13 protein-coding genes are annotated in these 15,167 nt (G+C 54.5%); 8 read left to right on the forward strand and 5 right to left on the reverse strand.

What is annotated here, in order from left to right; translation table 11 throughout:
• Positions 1 to 278: 278 nt before the first annotated feature.
• The 3 genes from USG84_RS06240 to USG84_RS06250 all read left to right on the forward strand — a co-directional run bounded on the left by USG84_RS06240 (position 279) and on the right by USG84_RS06250 (position 3,947).
• Positions 279 to 2,408, forward strand: a complete 2,130-nt coding sequence (locus USG84_RS06240; protein ID WP_320738211.1) for a putative bifunctional diguanylate cyclase/phosphodiesterase — start codon at positions 279 to 281, stop codon at positions 2,406 to 2,408.
• Positions 2,409 to 2,500: 92 nt separating this feature from the next.
• Complete coding sequence (locus USG84_RS06245) at positions 2,501 to 3,733, forward strand: diguanylate cyclase domain-containing protein (protein WP_151413667.1); 1,233 nt, start codon at positions 2,501 to 2,503, stop codon at positions 3,731 to 3,733.
• Between the two features lie 73 nt (positions 3,734 to 3,806).
• On the forward strand, positions 3,807 to 3,947 hold the full coding sequence (locus USG84_RS06250) for an Ecr family regulatory small membrane protein (RefSeq protein ID WP_061098040.1): 141 nt from the start codon (positions 3,807 to 3,809) through the stop codon (positions 3,945 to 3,947).
• Between the two features lie 178 nt (positions 3,948 to 4,125).
• On the opposite strand, the gene USG84_RS06255 is transcribed toward USG84_RS06250, so the two are convergent.
• On the reverse strand, positions 4,126 to 5,025 hold the full coding sequence (locus tag USG84_RS06255; protein ID WP_151413666.1) for a LysR family transcriptional regulator: 900 nt from the start codon (positions 5,023 to 5,025) through the stop codon (positions 4,126 to 4,128).
• Positions 5,026 to 5,166: 141 nt separating this feature from the next.
• Between USG84_RS06255 and USG84_RS06260 the strand changes: the two genes are divergently transcribed.
• Positions 5,167 to 6,153, forward strand: coding sequence for an aromatic alcohol reductase (locus USG84_RS06260; RefSeq protein WP_320738212.1), 987 nt, complete (start codon positions 5,167 to 5,169; stop codon positions 6,151 to 6,153).
• Here USG84_RS06260 and USG84_RS06265 read toward each other — a convergent pair.
• Positions 6,089 to 6,958, reverse strand: coding sequence for an AraC family transcriptional regulator (locus tag USG84_RS06265; RefSeq protein WP_253542173.1), 870 nt, complete (start codon positions 6,956 to 6,958; stop codon positions 6,089 to 6,091). The genes USG84_RS06260 and USG84_RS06265 overlap by 65 nt on opposite strands.
• 157 nt (positions 6,959 to 7,115) lie before the next feature.
• Here USG84_RS06265 and USG84_RS06270 point away from each other — a divergent pair, with 157 nt between their 5' ends.
• Complete coding sequence (locus USG84_RS06270) at positions 7,116 to 7,871, forward strand: SDR family NAD(P)-dependent oxidoreductase (RefSeq protein WP_151413665.1); 756 nt, start codon at positions 7,116 to 7,118, stop codon at positions 7,869 to 7,871.
• A gap of 97 nt (positions 7,872 to 7,968) precedes the next feature.
• Here USG84_RS06270 and USG84_RS06275 read toward each other — a convergent pair whose 3' ends face one another.
• Positions 7,969 to 9,585 carry a peptide ABC transporter substrate-binding protein gene (locus USG84_RS06275; protein WP_151413664.1) on the reverse strand — a complete coding sequence of 539 codons (1,617 nt, stop codon included), beginning with the start codon at positions 9,583 to 9,585 and terminating at the stop codon, positions 7,969 to 7,971.
• A 185-nt stretch (positions 9,586 to 9,770) separates the two neighbouring features.
• On the opposite strand from USG84_RS06275, the gene mpaA reads away from it, so the two are divergent.
• Entirely contained in the window at positions 9,771 to 10,484 is a 714-nt protein-coding gene (mpaA, locus tag USG84_RS06280; protein WP_151413663.1) for a murein tripeptide amidase MpaA, read from the forward strand.
• Here mpaA and ycjG read toward each other — a convergent pair.
• The gene (gene ycjG, locus USG84_RS06285; RefSeq protein ID WP_266177921.1) at positions 10,475 to 11,440 is read right to left on the reverse strand and encodes an L-Ala-D/L-Glu epimerase; all 966 of its coding nucleotides are present in this window, start codon (positions 11,438 to 11,440) and stop codon (positions 10,475 to 10,477) included. The genes mpaA and ycjG overlap by 10 nt on opposite strands.
• Before the next feature lie 108 nt (positions 11,441 to 11,548).
• Between ycjG and tpx the strand changes: the two genes are divergently transcribed.
• Both tpx and USG84_RS06295 read left to right on the forward strand, forming a co-directional pair.
• Positions 11,549 to 12,055 (forward strand): thiol peroxidase, encoded by a 507-nt coding sequence (gene tpx, locus USG84_RS06290; protein WP_041909703.1) that lies wholly within the window; start codon positions 11,549 to 11,551, stop codon positions 12,053 to 12,055.
• 275 nt (positions 12,056 to 12,330) lie between these two features.
• Complete coding sequence (locus USG84_RS06295) at positions 12,331 to 13,539, forward strand: aldose 1-epimerase family protein (RefSeq protein WP_151413662.1); 1,209 nt, start codon at positions 12,331 to 12,333, stop codon at positions 13,537 to 13,539.
• 33 nt (positions 13,540 to 13,572) lie between these two features.
• Here the strand turns inward: USG84_RS06295 and tyrR are convergent, their stop codons facing one another.
• On the reverse strand, positions 13,573 to 15,114 hold the full coding sequence (gene tyrR / locus USG84_RS06300) for a transcriptional regulator TyrR (RefSeq protein WP_253542180.1): 1,542 nt from the start codon (positions 15,112 to 15,114) through the stop codon (positions 13,573 to 13,575).
• Positions 15,115 to 15,167: the final 53 nt, after the last annotated feature.

Genomic DNA, 15,167 nt, shown 5'->3' on the forward strand with positions numbered 1-15,167 from the left:
TGGTCCAAACTTCCCTGAAGCGATACCATTATCTGCGGTAAAACGATTCATTTGCACACATATTTAAGACGCTTTGCTACAATCTATCGGCTATGTTTAGCCGTGCTTAACGCGTTAACAAAAAGAATATATTTTATATTTCGGCCAATTTTGGCATTTTATATAAGTGGTCATTTTTCACGATAAATAATTAATATGGTTTGAATGCGCATGTTCGTTGCCGGAAAAGACGTGCCGGCAGGCGAAATCGGTAACCCTCTCAGGCGTGGGATTGCATAATGCTCAATATATCGTGGGACCCTGTGTTGATCGCTGTCTCTTATCTGGTGGCATTTATCGCCTCCTTTGTAGCCCTGGACAGCGCCGGGAAAATTCCCCTATCCAGCCGTAAAGCGGCTTTGTTCTGGCGCATTGCTGGCGGGGTTACGCTGGGAATCGGGATCTGGTCAATGCACTTCATCGGCATGCTGTCGATGCAAATGCCGATGATGATGAGCTATGACCTATGGCTAACCCTTGCGTCTCTCGGCGTGGCGGTTGTTGCCTCCACGATGGCAATAAACATTGCCGTTACGGGCAAACACCTCTCGCTCTTTCGGCTGTTCTTCGCCACGGTCATCCTCAGCGCTGGCGTGGTCTCCATGCACTATATCGGGATGGCCGCTCTGATGCTGGAAGGAAGCATTCTCTGGGATCGGCGCACTGTGGGTTTGTCCGTGGTGATTGCCGTGGTTGCCTCCGGCGTGGCGCTGTGGCTGGCATTCCGCCTGCGGGATAAGCACAAAGGGGTCTTTGTTACCCGCATTCTCGCCGCGTTAGTCATGGGCGCCGCCATTTGCGCGATGCACTATACGGGCATGAGCGCCGCGCATTTCCATGAGATGACGCATACGCTCCCCGGCGGGGTCAGCGAGCTGGGTTTATCCATCTGGGTTTCCGTCACCACGCTCTCCCTGCTCGGCATGATGTTAATTATTTCGCTTATCGACTCGCACTGGCGGACCAGCCGGCTGACGGACAATTTGCGCCAGCTCAACCGTCAGCTTGAGCTCCAGCTTCGCTTTGACGCTCTCACCGGCCTCGCAAACCGCCAGCAGATGGATATCCGAATGCAGGATTGTCTGCACAGCGCCTTGTTGAGTAACAAACAATTTGCCGTGATTTTTCTGAACGTCGATCGCTTCAAACGCGTGAATGATGCCTGGGGTCACAGCGTCGGCGATGAGTTATTAATCACCGTCGCCCAGCGCATCACCTCCCGGCTTACCCGTGAGATGACGCTGGCCAGGCTGGGCGGGGATGCCTTTATCCTGCTGGTTCCCGAATGCGACGAAGAAAAGCTCACTACTCTGCTCACGACGCTGCTCGCGGATATACGCCGTCCGCTTTCACTTTGCGGACATACGCTGAGTACCACCCTCAGCGCGGGCGTCAGCCTCTATCCTCAGGATGGCGAAACGCTGCAGGAACTGAAGTTTAAGGCGGATGCCGCCTTACAGCACGTTAAGCAAGACGGTCGTAACGGCTGGGCGGTTTACCGCCCTGATATGTCAACGGCGGTTCCGGCGCAGCCGGGTTTTCTGCAGGAGCTTTCTCAGGCGCTGGAACGCGAACGGTTTGAACTGTGGTATCAGCCAACCTGGCATGCAGAAGATAAAACTATCCGCGGTTTTGAGGCTCTTCTGCGCTGGCGGCATCCGGAGCAAGGCGTTTTGCTGCCAGGCCTGTTTTTACCCACCCTGGAACAAACGGGTTTGATTATTCCGGTTGGCAACTGGGCTATTGAAGCCGCGTGTCGGCAGCTTCATTTCTGGACTGAACAAGGCTTCAGCCAGTGGACGTTGTCGCTCAATTTATCTCCCGTGCAGTTCGAACAGCCGGATATCTTTCACATCGTTTCGTCCATGCTGGAAAAATATAATCTGTCGCCCTCAAGGCTGATCCTGGAGGTAACGGAGAGTACCGCACTAAAAAATCTCGACCGCAGCATCGAGTTGCTTAATGCCTTTAACCATGCGGGGATCACCGTCTCTATTGATGATTTTGGCACGGGCTATTCCAACCTGCTGATGCTGAGCGTTCTTCCGGCAAAAGAGCTTAAAATCGACAAGAGCTTTGTGGCCTCCATGCTGGAAAATGAAAAAAGCCGCAGGCTGGTGGAAACTATTATTAATATCGCCCGCACCATGGAGATGACCGTCGTTGCCGAGGGGATCGAAACGGACGAACAGCAGGCAATACTGACCAGCCTCGGCTGTGACTATCTCCAGGGATACCTCTTCTCCCGCCCATTGCCCGCTGAGCAGGTTCCGTGGCTGCTGCTACAGAAAAACTCAGACAAACAAATTATACCCATAGGTAAAATTCAAACGGACCCCGCATTTATTTCACAAAAAAATCATGCCTGACGGGATTGAGTAGAGTATGTTTCAAGGAAGTACATGCGGGTCAGTTCTGCCATGATTGCCAGGCATATCGTGCCGATGAACAGGAACATACTATGTCGCAAAATAGTTTTGATGCGCTCAATGCAATTAAAACGCCCGTGTGGCTCATTTCTCCTGTCTCGGAACAGATTATTTTTGCCAATGTGGCCGCAGTACAGCTGACGGGTAATAAAACGCTGAATGACCTGCGCAAAGGTTCATTCTCTGCAAGCGCGCAAACCGTACTGTCGATGTATGTTCCCGAACTGAAAAACGATCACGATATTGTCGAGATCTGGACAATTAGCCGGGGTGGGCAGGACGTGCCGTTAAGCTGTCGTCTCTCACTCAGCCACGGCACGCCGCACGGCGATATTATCGTTTTCGAAGGAATCTCTTCGCACGCCCCCTCAGGCCTGAAAGCCAGCCGTTCCGCAACCTATCAACGCAAAAAACAGGGGTTTTACGCACGCTTTTTCCTCACCAACAGCGCGCCGATGTTGCTCATCGATCCTGCCCGTGACGGGCAAATTGTCGATGCAAACCTGGCCGCGCTCGGCTTTTACGGTTATTCACATGATGAGATGTGCCGGAAGCATACCTGGGAAATTAACACGCTTGGCAGAGGCGTCATGCCTATCATGACGGAGATCGCCGCGCTGCCCGGCGGACATAAGCCGCTCAATTTTATTCACCGCCTTGCCGATGGCTCCACCCGCCACGTCCAGACCTACGCGGGGCCCATTGAGATTTACGGTGACAAACTGATGCTGTGCATAATCCATGATATTACTGAGCAAAAGAGGCTTGAGCAGGAGCTGGAAAATGCTGCATTACGTGACTCGATGACGGGGTTACTCAACCGACGCCAGTTTTATAACGTTATCGACCAAACCAACCTGAGCCACCTTTCCGCACAGCAGCAATTTAGCCTGCTGCTGGTGGATACGGATCATTTTAAAAACATCAATGACCTCTTCGGTCACCTGAAAGGTGATGAGGTGCTTATCGCCCTCTCCCGAACGCTTGAAGCCTGCTGCAGACAAGATGACCTGGTATTCCGCTGGGGCGGTGAAGAGTTTGTCATCCTGTTGCCGCGCACGTCTCTCGAAACGGCTCTGAAGATTGCCGAATGCGTGCGTGCGGCGGTCGCCCATATTACCCTCCCAGGCTTGCCGCGCTTTACCGTCAGTATTGGCGTGGCGCGCCATGACCCGGAAGAGAGTATTGACGCGCTGTTTAAACGTGTCGACGATGCGCTCTATCGCGCCAAAAATGATGGACGTAATAAAGTCCTTGCGGCATGAAACTGGAGTATCGTGAAAAGCCCCGCTACAATGCCCAGCTTAAGTAAATAACGACGGGTGGGTTGTGGCAACAATGGGAAAGACAGAAATAATACTCACCTTAATTATTTTATTGCTTATAATATTTGGCTTATGGTTTATTTTCAGCGGTGAGATTTGGTATTTCGTTGAATATCTGGAAAACAGTCTCTACCCCACTTTTGACGCCCTGTAGCGCACGTTTAATTTATTGTTTCACCTACCGAATTTGTCAGGTATCTGCATTGCCCTCAGCCACGTAAGATACGCGGCGTTATCCTCCAACAATGTTGATAACGAATCACTAAATCATTTGCTTATTTCGCCCGTTCTCTGACGGGCTTTTTTTATTTCCGGCTATTAAGCAAAGAGCGTCAGTCGCCATGTTGGTGCAGCACCGCTCTGCTCCAGTCATAAAAGGCGCGTACCGAAGGCGGGAGATAGCGGTTTTGTGGATAGACAAGCGAAAGCGGTAAATCGAAAGAGAGGTTCTCCAAACAGCGAACCAACGCCCCGCTCTTCACATACGGCTCAGCCAGATAGCTGGCCACGCGAATTAATCCGAGCCCTTGAATGCCGGCCAGGATATAGGCGTCGGTATCATCGACGATCAGCGTCTCTTTCATGCGAATTGCACAATCGCCGTCATCACGCGTAAAAAACCAGTCGATAGTGCGCCCGGTACGGTGGTTCAGGTAGCCGACTGCGTAATGCTTTTCCAGTTGGTCGAGATTTTCCGGCTTACCACAGGCGGTTATATAGCCCGGAGAAGCCAGAACAACCCATCTGAAGTTCGCCAGAGGGCGCGCAACCAGCGTCGTTGAATCTTCGATCCTCCCGGTGCGGATCGCGCAGTCATACCCTTCCTGAATGATGTCCTCCACGCTATCGCTGGAACAGAGCATCAGTTCCAGCTCGGGAAACTGGCGGAGAAATTCCGGGAGGCTGGGAAGAATGCAATGTCGGGCGAGAGACTGCGGCATCCCCACTTTAAAACGGCCTCTGGGCTGTGCCGATCTGCCGGGAAAGGAAGATTCCATTGTCGCAATATCCGCCAGCAGCCGTTTGCTCTCGTCATAGTAACGCCGACCTTCTGCGGTCACGCTGAGTTTTCGGGTGGTGCGTTGTAAAAGCTGAATACCCAGGTATGTCTCCAGCTCCTTGACGACCCGCGATACGGTTGAGCGCGGTAGCCCCAGCGCTTCTGCCGCCCTGGCGAAGCTATGGGTATCGACCACGCAAACGTATACCCGCATTGATTCCAGTTTATCCATATTCCCACCGCGCCTGAAAGATCAATTATCCCATTTTTACGAACAGTCTAACCTATGCCTGTTGTCTTATCGAATGCAGCCATCTGACATAACCTTGCTCAAGTTGAAGTTGACAGGTGATTTAACAAAGAGAGGCTCAGCATGAAAGAACGTGATATCAAGACAGGCGAAAATATATTAGTGCTTGGTGCAGGACAATTGGGCGCTGCCGTGCTGGAGTATCTGGTTCCGGCAGTCACGCAGCGCGACGGCGCTGTCTCCGTTATCGTTTCGCCCCGCTCCTGGGACAGCCGGGGCAAGCTTCAGTCCGAAACGCATCAAAAACTGGCTGATGCAGGGGCAGAATTTATCGCGGTCGATGTCGCCGACAGTTCCACTGAAACGTTAATAACCCACTTTCTGGATTTTGATACCGTCATCAACTGCATGGGGTTTGTCGCCGGAGCAGGTACACAGCTCAAAATTACCCGTGCGGTACTGGAAGCAGGCGTAAGCCGCTATTTCCCCTGGCAATTCGGCGTGAATTACGATGTGGTCGGCAAAGGGAGCGGTCAGCCCGTCTGGGACGAGCAGTATGATGTCAGGACGCTGTTGCGGGAACAGAACGCGACGGAATGGGTGATTGTTTCAACCGGAATGTTTACCAGCTTTCTCTTCGAACCGGCGTTTGATGTGGTGAATTTATCCGAAAAAACCATTAATGCGCTCGGAGGATGGGACACGCAGGTCACCCTGACATCACCTGCGGATATTGGCCGACTCACCACCGAAATTTATTTGCATCAGCCGCGGATCGTAAATGAAGTGATATTTGTCGCGGGTGAAACAACCTCCTACGGAAAATTGGCCGAAACGGTTGAACGCACGACAAAACAAGCCTTTGCCAAAAACGTATTGACGCTCCCGGATCTGCTGGATGCACTGCATTTAAATCCGGATGACCAGATGCTTCGCTATCGCGCGGCCTTCGCCCGAGGAGACGGCATGTGGTGGCCGATGAGTAACACCTGGAATGTTCAGAATAATATACCGACTCAAGATATTGAATCATGGCTTAAAACCGTTATGTCGCCATGCGTTTATCCCGCCCCGGCGGCGCGCCAAACATACGGGCATATTCGCGGGTAAACTGCGAAACACTGGCATAACCGACCGTATACGCCGCCTGCGCGATCCCTGCGCCATCGACAAGCATCAGGCGGCGGGCATGGATAAGGCGTAGCTGTTTCTGAAATTGCAGGGGCGAAATCGTGGTTATCGCGCGAAAATGCTGATGGAATACGGACACGCTCATGCCCGCCACCTCAGCAAGCTCGTCAACGCTTATCGTACGTGTAAATTCCTTACGCAACATTGCGACCACACGGCTAATTCGTCCAGAGTGGCTATCCGCCGCGCCCAGGGCGCGAATAGCAGGACCATGGACACTGCGAAGCAACCAGTAATGCAGCTCTCGCCGTAGCCCATCCCCAAGAACCGCCATCGCCTCCGGTTGTTCAAACAACCTTGCCAGCCGGTAAGCCGCGTCCGTCACGTCGGCATTCATTGGCTCAACCCCAACGCAAGGCGCTCCCCCCTGCTTCGCTGGCACAGCATCCTGCAACTCACGCAGGATGGCGATATCCAGTTCCAGCACCAGTGAATAGTAGGGATGGCGAAGGCTGGCCTGGGTAATCTGACTGAGGGTCGGCACATCGGCGGCTATCACCATCGCCTCGCCGGGGCCATATTCAAAACTTTCCGTCCCCGTAGCGACGCGTTTTCGCCCCTGCAACAGCATCGCCATCAGCGGTCTGTTGATCGCCGCCTGCAGGTCGCCCGGATGCAAAGCCCGGATAATCGTCAACCCTGGAACCGGCGTTACAGCAACCCCGCTACGGTCGACGTGAGCATCGGCATACCGGCGGCAAAGATCGAACAGGAGATCGCGCATAGACACTCTTTCAGGCAAGTTTTTAAGCCATAGTATGCGGTCATTCTCAACAGAACAAACAATGAAAAGAGAAACAGGCAAAAGATAACCAGAATCAGGCAAAGTGAATTAGTGGCCATCTCCTACTGTAAAAGCTCCACCAAACAGAGGATACACCATGAGTAAAATTGCACTTATCACCGGCGCCAATCGTGGTCTTGGCCGTAACACCGCCCTCTCTATCGCGCGTCAGGGGGGCGATATTATCGTCGCTTACAGAGGAAATAGCTCTCAGGCTGAAGCGGTTGTCGCGGAAATCCGCACCCTTGGTCGTAAGGCGATCGCACTTCAACTGGATGTGGCGCAGACGACGAGTTTTCCGGCATTTGCCGAAACCCTGCGTCAACAACTCGCCGAAGTCTGGCAGCGCGACACCTTCGACCACCTGATAAATAACGCAGGTCATGGCGAGTTTGCCGGGGTGGCCGAGACCACCGAAGCGCAGTTCGACGGGCTATTCAATGTCCATGTCAAAGGGGTATTTTTCCTGGTTCAGACCCTTTTACCCCTGCTGGCGGACAGCGGGCGCATCATCAACTTCTCGTCCGGCCTGACCCGGGTATCGTACCCTGGGTTCTCCGCTTACGCGGCGGCAAAAGCGGCTGTGGAAATGCTCAGCGTCTATCTGGCACGCGAGTTGGGCCCGCGCGGCATCACCGTCAATACCATCGCGCCTGGCGCCATTGAAACCGATTTTGGCGGCGGCCTGGTTCGCGACAACGCAGATGTCAACGCGCAGTTTGCCGCGATGACCGCGCTCGGGCGGGTCGGCGTTCCCGACGATATCGGGCCGATGGTCGCCAGCCTGCTGCGTGATGATAACCGCTGGGTAACAGCACAGCGCATTGAAGTGTCGGGCGGGCAAACCATCTGAATACGCCAAAAATACCGTCAGAAAAGTGATGCTTTCTGCTGTGGCGGGTGATGGTCAGAAAAGAGGAACTGGCGCCGCAAGCCGCGCCAGTACTTGATTAGTGCTTTTCAATATACATCGTCCGGCTATACGCCACGTCTTCCGGGTTATTGATCGGGTAGCCCTTCACCCAGGGCTTAATCAGGCGACCGTTGGTGTACTGATAAATTGGCGCGATGGGTGCCTTCTCCATGAGGATTTTCTCCGCCATGTTGTAGTCCGCATTGCGCGCCTTCGCCGTTGTTTCCAGCGTCGCCTGCTGGACGATCTTATCGTAGGCAGGGTCATTAAAGCGGGAGATATTGCCGCTGTGGCTGGAGGTCAGCAATGACAGGAAGGTTGATGGCTCGTTGTAATCGCCCACCCATGAGGCGCGGATCACGTCAAAGTTGCCGGTGTTACGGCTATCAATGTAGGTTTTCCACTCCTGATTTTGCAGTTTGACATCCACACCAAGATTTTTCTTCCACATGGAGGCCACCGCAATCGCGATTTTCTGGTGATTTTCCGAGGTGTTGTACAGCAGGTTAAGCTTCAGCGGACGCTGAGGGCCATAGCCTGCGGCCTGCAGCAAGGTTTTGGCCTGGGCGTTCAGCTCCTGCTGCGACATCTGCTCAAACGGCGAGGCGTCCGGGGTGAACCCTGCCGTCACGTCAGGGGTGAAGTGCCAGGCCGGCTTCTCACCCGTCCCTAACACCTTTTCCGCCATGATACGACGGTCAATGCTCATACTCAGCGCCAGACGAACCCGTGCATCCGCCGTCGGGCCTTTTTGGGTGTTAAAGGCATAATAATACGTGCCCAGCTGAGGCGGCGTATAAACCTGTCCCGGAATGTCCTTCAGGAGCTTCTGATACATGTTTTTTGGGAACGATTCGGTAATATCGATATCCCCCGCCAGATAGCGTTTGGTGGCCGACGATTCCTGATTAATCGGCACGAAGGTCACCTTCTGCAGGACCGTTTTGGCATTGTCCCAGTAGTGCGTATTGGGCACCACAACCAGTTTTTCATTCACCACGCGGTCCTTCAGAACGTAAGCGCCGTTCCCCACCAGCGCGCCAGGCCGCGTCCACTCTTTACCGCTTTCGACGTTAGCTTTTTGTACTGGATAGAAGGCAAAGTTCGCCGTCAGGTTGCTGAACCACGGCAGCGGTTTGTCCAGCTGGACGCGTAACGTCCTGGCATCCACCGCCGTCACTCCCAGCGTATCGGGCGCGGCTTTGCCGTCAATAATGGCCTGCGCGTTATTGATTCCCGCCAGCGCGGCAAACCAGGCAAACGGAGAGGTTGTTTTCGGGTCAACCAGACGCTGCCAGCTGTAGACAAAATCCTGGGCGGTGACGGGGGAACCGTCGGACCATTTCGCGTCATCGCGTAAGGTAAACGTCCAGACGCGGTTATCATTGCTCTGCCAGCGTGTCGCTACGCCCGGCGTCAGCTCCCCTTTCTCATTCTGATTAACCAGACCTTCGAAGAGATCGCGAATGACCTGAATCTCGGGTAACCCCACGGCTTTCGCCGGGTCCAGCGAAGCCGGCTCGTCTTTAATATGCCTGACCAGCTCCTGTTTTTGCGCCAGCGCAGTGCCCTGCGGCACGTCAGCTGCGAAAGAAAGTGAAGAGAGCCCGCACAGGCACAGTGCGGCAAAAAGACGCGAAACAGGATGCTTCATAAGATCCCCTTTAATGAATTCAGGTATTAAGCAGATGCGTAATTATTTGTTTCGACAAAGAGAAATGCAAATAACTTACGCCTGAATAGTGATTTAAGGCAATTCTTAGCCATTACGGAAACTATTTGATTAACAGCGTGTTTTGCACAACACTGCCAGTAGTGACTTCTTTATCAGGATTTCGTATGGCAACCACCCGACCGAGAGCGGAACGCGGCGCCTTTCCGCCGGGCGCTGAGCAATATGGCCGTTCATTTTTAGGCGCATCGCTGATCTGGTTTCCCGCCCCCGAGGCAGACCGCGAAAGCGGCTTGATTCTTGCCGGCACGCACGGGGATGAGAACTCCTCCATCGTGACGCTTTCCTGCGCGCTGCGGACGCTGACGCCTTCATTGCGACGTCATCACGTGATTCTGGCGGTTAACCCGGACGGCTGTCAGCTGGGGCTTCGCGCCAACGCGCGAGGCGTTGACTTAAACCGTAATTTTCCGGCAGCAAACTGGCGCGCCGGGGAAACGGTGTATCGCTGGAACAGCTCCGCCGAGGAGCGAGATGTGGTTCTGCTGACGGGAGATAAGCCGGGCTCAGAGCCGGAAACCCAGGCGCTGTGCCAGCTTATCCATAAGATCCACCCCGCGTGGGTGGTTTCCTTCCACGATCCGCTGGCCTGCATTGAAGATCCGCGCCACTCCGAGCTCGGCGCGTGGCTGGCAGACGCGTTCGCCCTGCCGCTCGTGACCAGCGTGGGCTATGAAACGCCAGGCTCGTTCGGTAGCTGGTGCGCCGATTTGAGCCTGCCCTGTATTACCGCTGAATTCCCGGCGATCTCGTCCGATGAAGCCAGCGAAAAATACTTAAAAGCCATGGTGGAGCTTTTGCGCTGGCAGCCTCAGAGATGAAGCACGCCGCTGGTAAAATGGAGCGCGGGTGAGACGTCAACCGCCAGCCACGTCGGGCCGTCCAGATCGGCGAAACGGACCTGATTGACCAGCGGTAGCGCCGCGCCGATTGCCCGGGACGTACAGAGCATACAGCCCAGCATCAGTGAAAAACCCTGCGCCCGGGCTTCTTCCGCCAGGGCCAGCGCCTCTGTCAGCCCGCCGGTCTTGTCGAGCTTAATATTAATCATCTCGTAGCGGCCCTGCAGCTCGCTCAAGCTCGCGCGGGTGTGGCAGCTTTCATCGGCACAAACGGGCAACGGATGGATAAAGTTCTTCAGCGCCGCATCATCTTTTGCGGGCAGAGGCTGCTCCAGCATGGCCACTCCAAGGTCGGCCAGCAGCTGACAGCGGGCGGCCAGCCCTTCTGGATGCCATGATTCATTGGCATCAACTATCAGCGTGGCTGCGGGCACCGCCGCGCGAATGGCGACCATCCGCTCGCTAATCAGACGATCGTCGAGCTTCACCTTCAGCAGCCGGGCCCCGGCGTCATAAAGCGCTTTGGCGCTGGCGGCCATCTGTTCCGGCTCGCCAATCACTACCGTTTGCGCGGTAGCTACCGATTCCGGCAGCGCCACGTCCAGCAATGCTGTCAGGGGTTGTTGTCGCTTCGCCGCCTCCAGGCTCCAGAGCGCGCTATCAATGGCATTGCGTGCGGCCCCGGCGGGCAAACGCTGCTGTAATGCCTCACGCGTGAGACCGGTTTGCAGGTCTGGCACCAGCGTCATGATATGCGCCATCACCGACGCGAGGCTTTCACCATAGCGCGGGTAAGGCGTGCACTCCCCTACGCCTTTAAAACCGTCCTCTTCGATTTCTACGACCACCACGCTGGCTTCACTTCGGCTGCCGCGAGAGATCACAAACGGGGTATGCAATGGCCAGGCTTCTTCATAGACCTTAACGCTTCTCATCACTGACTCCTTGCGGCCCGGAAAGGCGAAAAAATTTGGTTTGCCGTGTTATCCGCGGATGGCATACACTAGCCCCGACGTTAACTATATGTAAACAGGAAGATATCTATGTCACAACTCGTTCATTTCCAGGGCAACCCGGTTGCTGTTGCAGGTTCCATTCCGCAGGCTGGCAGCAAAGCGCAGGCTTTTACTCTGGTGGCTAAAGATCTGTCTGACGTCACACTGGCTCAGTTTGCGGGTAAACGCAAAGTGCTGAACATTTTCCCGAGCATTGATACCGGCGTTTGCGCCGCATCCGTGCGTAAGTTCAACCAGCTGGCAACTGAAATGGACAACACCGTTGTGCTGTGCATTTCTGCTGACCTGCCGTTTGCCCAGTCTCGCTTCTGCGGCGCTGAAGGCCTGAGCAACGTTATCACCCTCTCCACCCTGCGCAGCCCGGATTTCCTCGAAAACTACGGCGTCAGCATCGCCGAAGGCCCTCTGAAAGGCCTGGCAGCACGCGCGGTACTGGTTCTGGATGAAAACGACACTGTCGTGTTCAGCGAACTGGTTAATGAAATCACTACCGAGCCGGATTACACCGCCGCGCTGGAAAAGCTGAAAGCATAATCATTACTTAGCATTCTATACCGCTTTTTCAAAACCTCGCTATGGCGGGGTTTTTTATTAATTACTAGCTGAATCGTTAAAGCATTAATGAGCTTGAGTCACAATATTTATGCAATCTAACTTTGATAATTCAGCTAAATAGCGATCAAACCCGCATATTGATCGTTAAATAGCCCCGTATTTACCCTCAGTGAGGCACATCACATTTCCCTTACCGCCAAAACATTAGATTTGCTTACGAAGTTAAATAATCGTTTCAGCAAAAAGGGATAAATATGAAAATAAAACTGGCTTTAACGCTCCTTTCGGTACTGGTTTCGGGCCATGCCGCAGCAAAAACCTGGGTGCTGACAAGCGCTGAAAGCAGCGTGGAAAAAGGAAACTGGAAGATTTCCAGCGATGAGCTGAAAATTAACGATCGACCGTTCAGCATTGAGCAAAAAGTGTTGCACGGCGGCAGGCAGGAAGGCAGTAAAGTCATCGTCATTAGCAGTACAAACGGCCTGACCATCACCTTAAGCCCGACGCGCGGGATGAACCTTCTGCATGTGGAAGGCTTTGGCACCAGATTGGGCTGGAACTCGCCCGTTAAAGAGGTCGTAAACCCGGCGTATATTAATCTGGAAAGCCGAAACGGCCTTGGCTGGCTGGAAGGTTTCAACGAGATGATGGTCCGCTGTGGCTACGAATGGACGGGGCACCCGGTCACCGCTGACGGCCAGATTTATACCCTGCACGGCAAGGCGGGGAATACGCCCGCATCCCAGGTGGAAGTGGAAGTTGCGGATGCCGCCCCGCATGAAATTCGTATTCGCGGTTTAATCAAAGAGAGCACGTTTAAAAAAGCTGATCTGCAAACCATGACCGAACTGCGTTACGTTCCGGGAACCAACCAGTTCAGCCTGCATGACGTTCTGACGAACCACGCCGATTACCCTCATGATTACCAAATCATCTATCACAGCAACTTCGGGGCGCCTGTCCTCGAAGAAGGTGCGCGCTTCCTTGCCCCGGCGGCAAGCGTGAGCCCGTTCAATGATTACGCCAAAGCGGGCGTTAACGACTGGCAAACCTACGCCGGGCCGACAAAAGGCTTTGATGAGATGGTCTTTAACATCAAACCGCTCGCGGACAGTAACCACGAAACCCTCGCGGCGGTGGTGAATAAAGCCGGTGACAAAGGCGCGTCGATTCAGTTTGATACCCGCCAGCTGCCCGTGCTGACCCTGTGGAAAAATACCGATACGCCAAAACAGGGCTATGTCACGGGGATTGAGCCGGGCACCAGCTACGCCTACCCCGTCACCATTGAACGCGAGCAGAAGCGGGTTAAGCAGCTGCAGCCGGGCGCCAGCGCGCAGTTTGATCTGACCTATACCCTGCTACACAGCGCGCAGCAGGTGAAGGATGTTGAAAGCAGGATTGCGTCGATACAGGGAGAGACAAAAACAGAGATCGTGACTACGCCCCTGGCAAAGGAATAAGCATCAAAAAAGCCTCTTTACAGAGGCTTTTTGTTATTCGTCACCTTTCTTATGATTCAACCCATACTCACGTAGCTTATTTGCAATCGCGGTATGCGAGACGCCAAGGCGTTTTGCCAGTTTTCGGGTGCTGGGATAGCTGCGGTACAGCTGCGTCAGCACGGAGCGCTCGAAGCGGCTGGTGATATCATCCAGCGAGCCTTCCATCGCCTCTTCGCCTACCGATACCGTCCCGGCGTCGTAATCCGGCAACAGAATGTCCTGAGGGCGCAGTTCATAGCCTTCCAGCTGGGTCAGCGCGCGATAAACGGCGTTTTTAAGCTGACGAATGTTGCCCGGCCAGCCGTAACGCATTAACACCGTGCCCAGATCGGCAGACAGCTTCGGACGCGGAACGCCCTGCTCGTCGGCAAAGCGGGCCACAAACAGCTCCGTTAGCGGCATGATGTCCTGCGGACAGTCGCGCAGCGGTGGAATGTTCAGCGTCAGGACGTTGAGGCGGTAATAGAGATCCTCGCGGAAAATCCCCTTTTGCACCAGCTCCACCAGGTTTTTCTGGGTGGCGCAAATGACGCGCACGTCCACATGCACTTCGTGATCTTCACCGACGCGGCGGAAGGTGCCGTCGTTCAGGAAACGCAGCAGTTTGGCCTGCATACGCGGCGACATTTCGCCGATCTCGTCCAGCAGCACGGAGCCGCCGTTGGCCTGCTCGAAGAACCCTTTCTTGCCTTCCGGCGCGTGTCCAAACAGCTCGCTTTCGACGGCATCTTCCGGAATAGAGGCGCAGTTAAGCGCCAGATACGGTTTTGCCGCACGCGGGCTTGCCAGATGCACGGCGTGCGCCAGCAGATCCTTCCCGGTGCCGGTATCGCCGGTAATCAGCAGCGGCGCGGTCAGGCTGGCAAGCTTGCGCGCCTGGTCAACCACGTGGCGCATTTTCGGGCTGACGGCAATAATCTGGCTGAATGCACCAACGTCCTGACTGGAGAGGTTTTGCAGCTGGCGCCCCATGCGCAGCGTCGAGCGCAGCATGATCACCGCCCCGGTCAATACGCGAACATTTCCCTCTCCTTTCAGATAGACCGGCGTGATCTCCATCAGGAAATTCTGACCGTTAATCACCACGTGCTCGCTGTGCGTGTTCTGCGGGTTGCTGTCCAGCCAGCGCTGGAAGTTAAAACCGGGGATCAGCTGCGCGGCGTGGTGGTTGCTGAGCTTCTCCTGGCTCTGTGCGAAAAGCTGGCAGCTCGCGTGGTTAACGCGCTCGACTTTACTTTTCAGATCCAGAGAGAGGAACGGCTCGGGCATCGCTTCAAGCAGTGCGCTCAGGGCGAGGTGCTCGCGCTCGGAGGGCATCCAGGGGATGGTGCGTACATCCGTAACGCCAGCGATACGGCGGATTTCCGCCATCAGGCTGCTGAAGGTATTAAATTCAATTTCGGCAAAATTGAGGTAAATTCGCCCGACAGGATCGATCTCAATGCCACGTAAATCAATGCTACGTAAAACAAGAAGATCGAGTAATTCGCGGGTCAGACCGAGACGGTCTTCACAGAAGACTTCAAGACGCATGGGAAATTCACCGTTTTAAGCCAATAACGTTAAAATGATATGTCAGAACACGG

Origin of the sequence: Enterobacter sp. 168J2 (assembly GCF_034107265.1) — a bacterium.
GTDB classification, from domain to species: Bacteria; Pseudomonadota; Gammaproteobacteria; order Enterobacterales; family Enterobacteriaceae; genus Enterobacter; species Enterobacter nematophilus.

Bases quoted from the DNA above. Each gene is read 5' to 3' on its own strand.
- USG84_RS06240 (WP_320738211.1), top strand. From the start codon at position 279: ATGCTCAATATATCGTGGGACCCTGTGTTGATCGCTGTCTCTTATCTG.
- USG84_RS06245 (WP_151413667.1), top strand. From the start codon at position 2,501: ATGTCGCAAAATAGTTTTGATGCGCTCAATGCAATTAAAACGCCCGTG.
- USG84_RS06250 (WP_061098040.1), top strand. From the start codon at position 3,807: ATGGGAAAGACAGAAATAATACTCACCTTAATTATTTTATTGCTTATA.
- USG84_RS06255 (WP_151413666.1), bottom strand. From the start codon at position 5,025: ATGGATAAACTGGAATCAATGCGGGTATACGTTTGCGTGGTCGATACC.
- USG84_RS06260 (WP_320738212.1), top strand. From the start codon at position 5,167: ATGAAAGAACGTGATATCAAGACAGGCGAAAATATATTAGTGCTTGGT.
- USG84_RS06265 (WP_253542173.1), bottom strand. From the start codon at position 6,958: ATGCGCGATCTCCTGTTCGATCTTTGCCGCCGGTATGCCGATGCTCAC.
- USG84_RS06270 (WP_151413665.1), top strand. From the start codon at position 7,116: ATGAGTAAAATTGCACTTATCACCGGCGCCAATCGTGGTCTTGGCCGT.
- USG84_RS06275 (WP_151413664.1), bottom strand. From the start codon at position 9,585: ATGAAGCATCCTGTTTCGCGTCTTTTTGCCGCACTGTGCCTGTGCGGG.
- mpaA (WP_151413663.1), top strand. From the start codon at position 9,771: ATGGCAACCACCCGACCGAGAGCGGAACGCGGCGCCTTTCCGCCGGGC.
- ycjG (WP_266177921.1), bottom strand. From the start codon at position 11,440: ATGAGAAGCGTTAAGGTCTATGAAGAAGCCTGGCCATTGCATACCCCG.
- tpx (WP_041909703.1), top strand. From the start codon at position 11,549: ATGTCACAACTCGTTCATTTCCAGGGCAACCCGGTTGCTGTTGCAGGT.
- USG84_RS06295 (WP_151413662.1), top strand. From the start codon at position 12,331: ATGAAAATAAAACTGGCTTTAACGCTCCTTTCGGTACTGGTTTCGGGC.
- tyrR (WP_253542180.1), bottom strand. From the start codon at position 15,114: ATGCGTCTTGAAGTCTTCTGTGAAGACCGTCTCGGTCTGACCCGCGAA.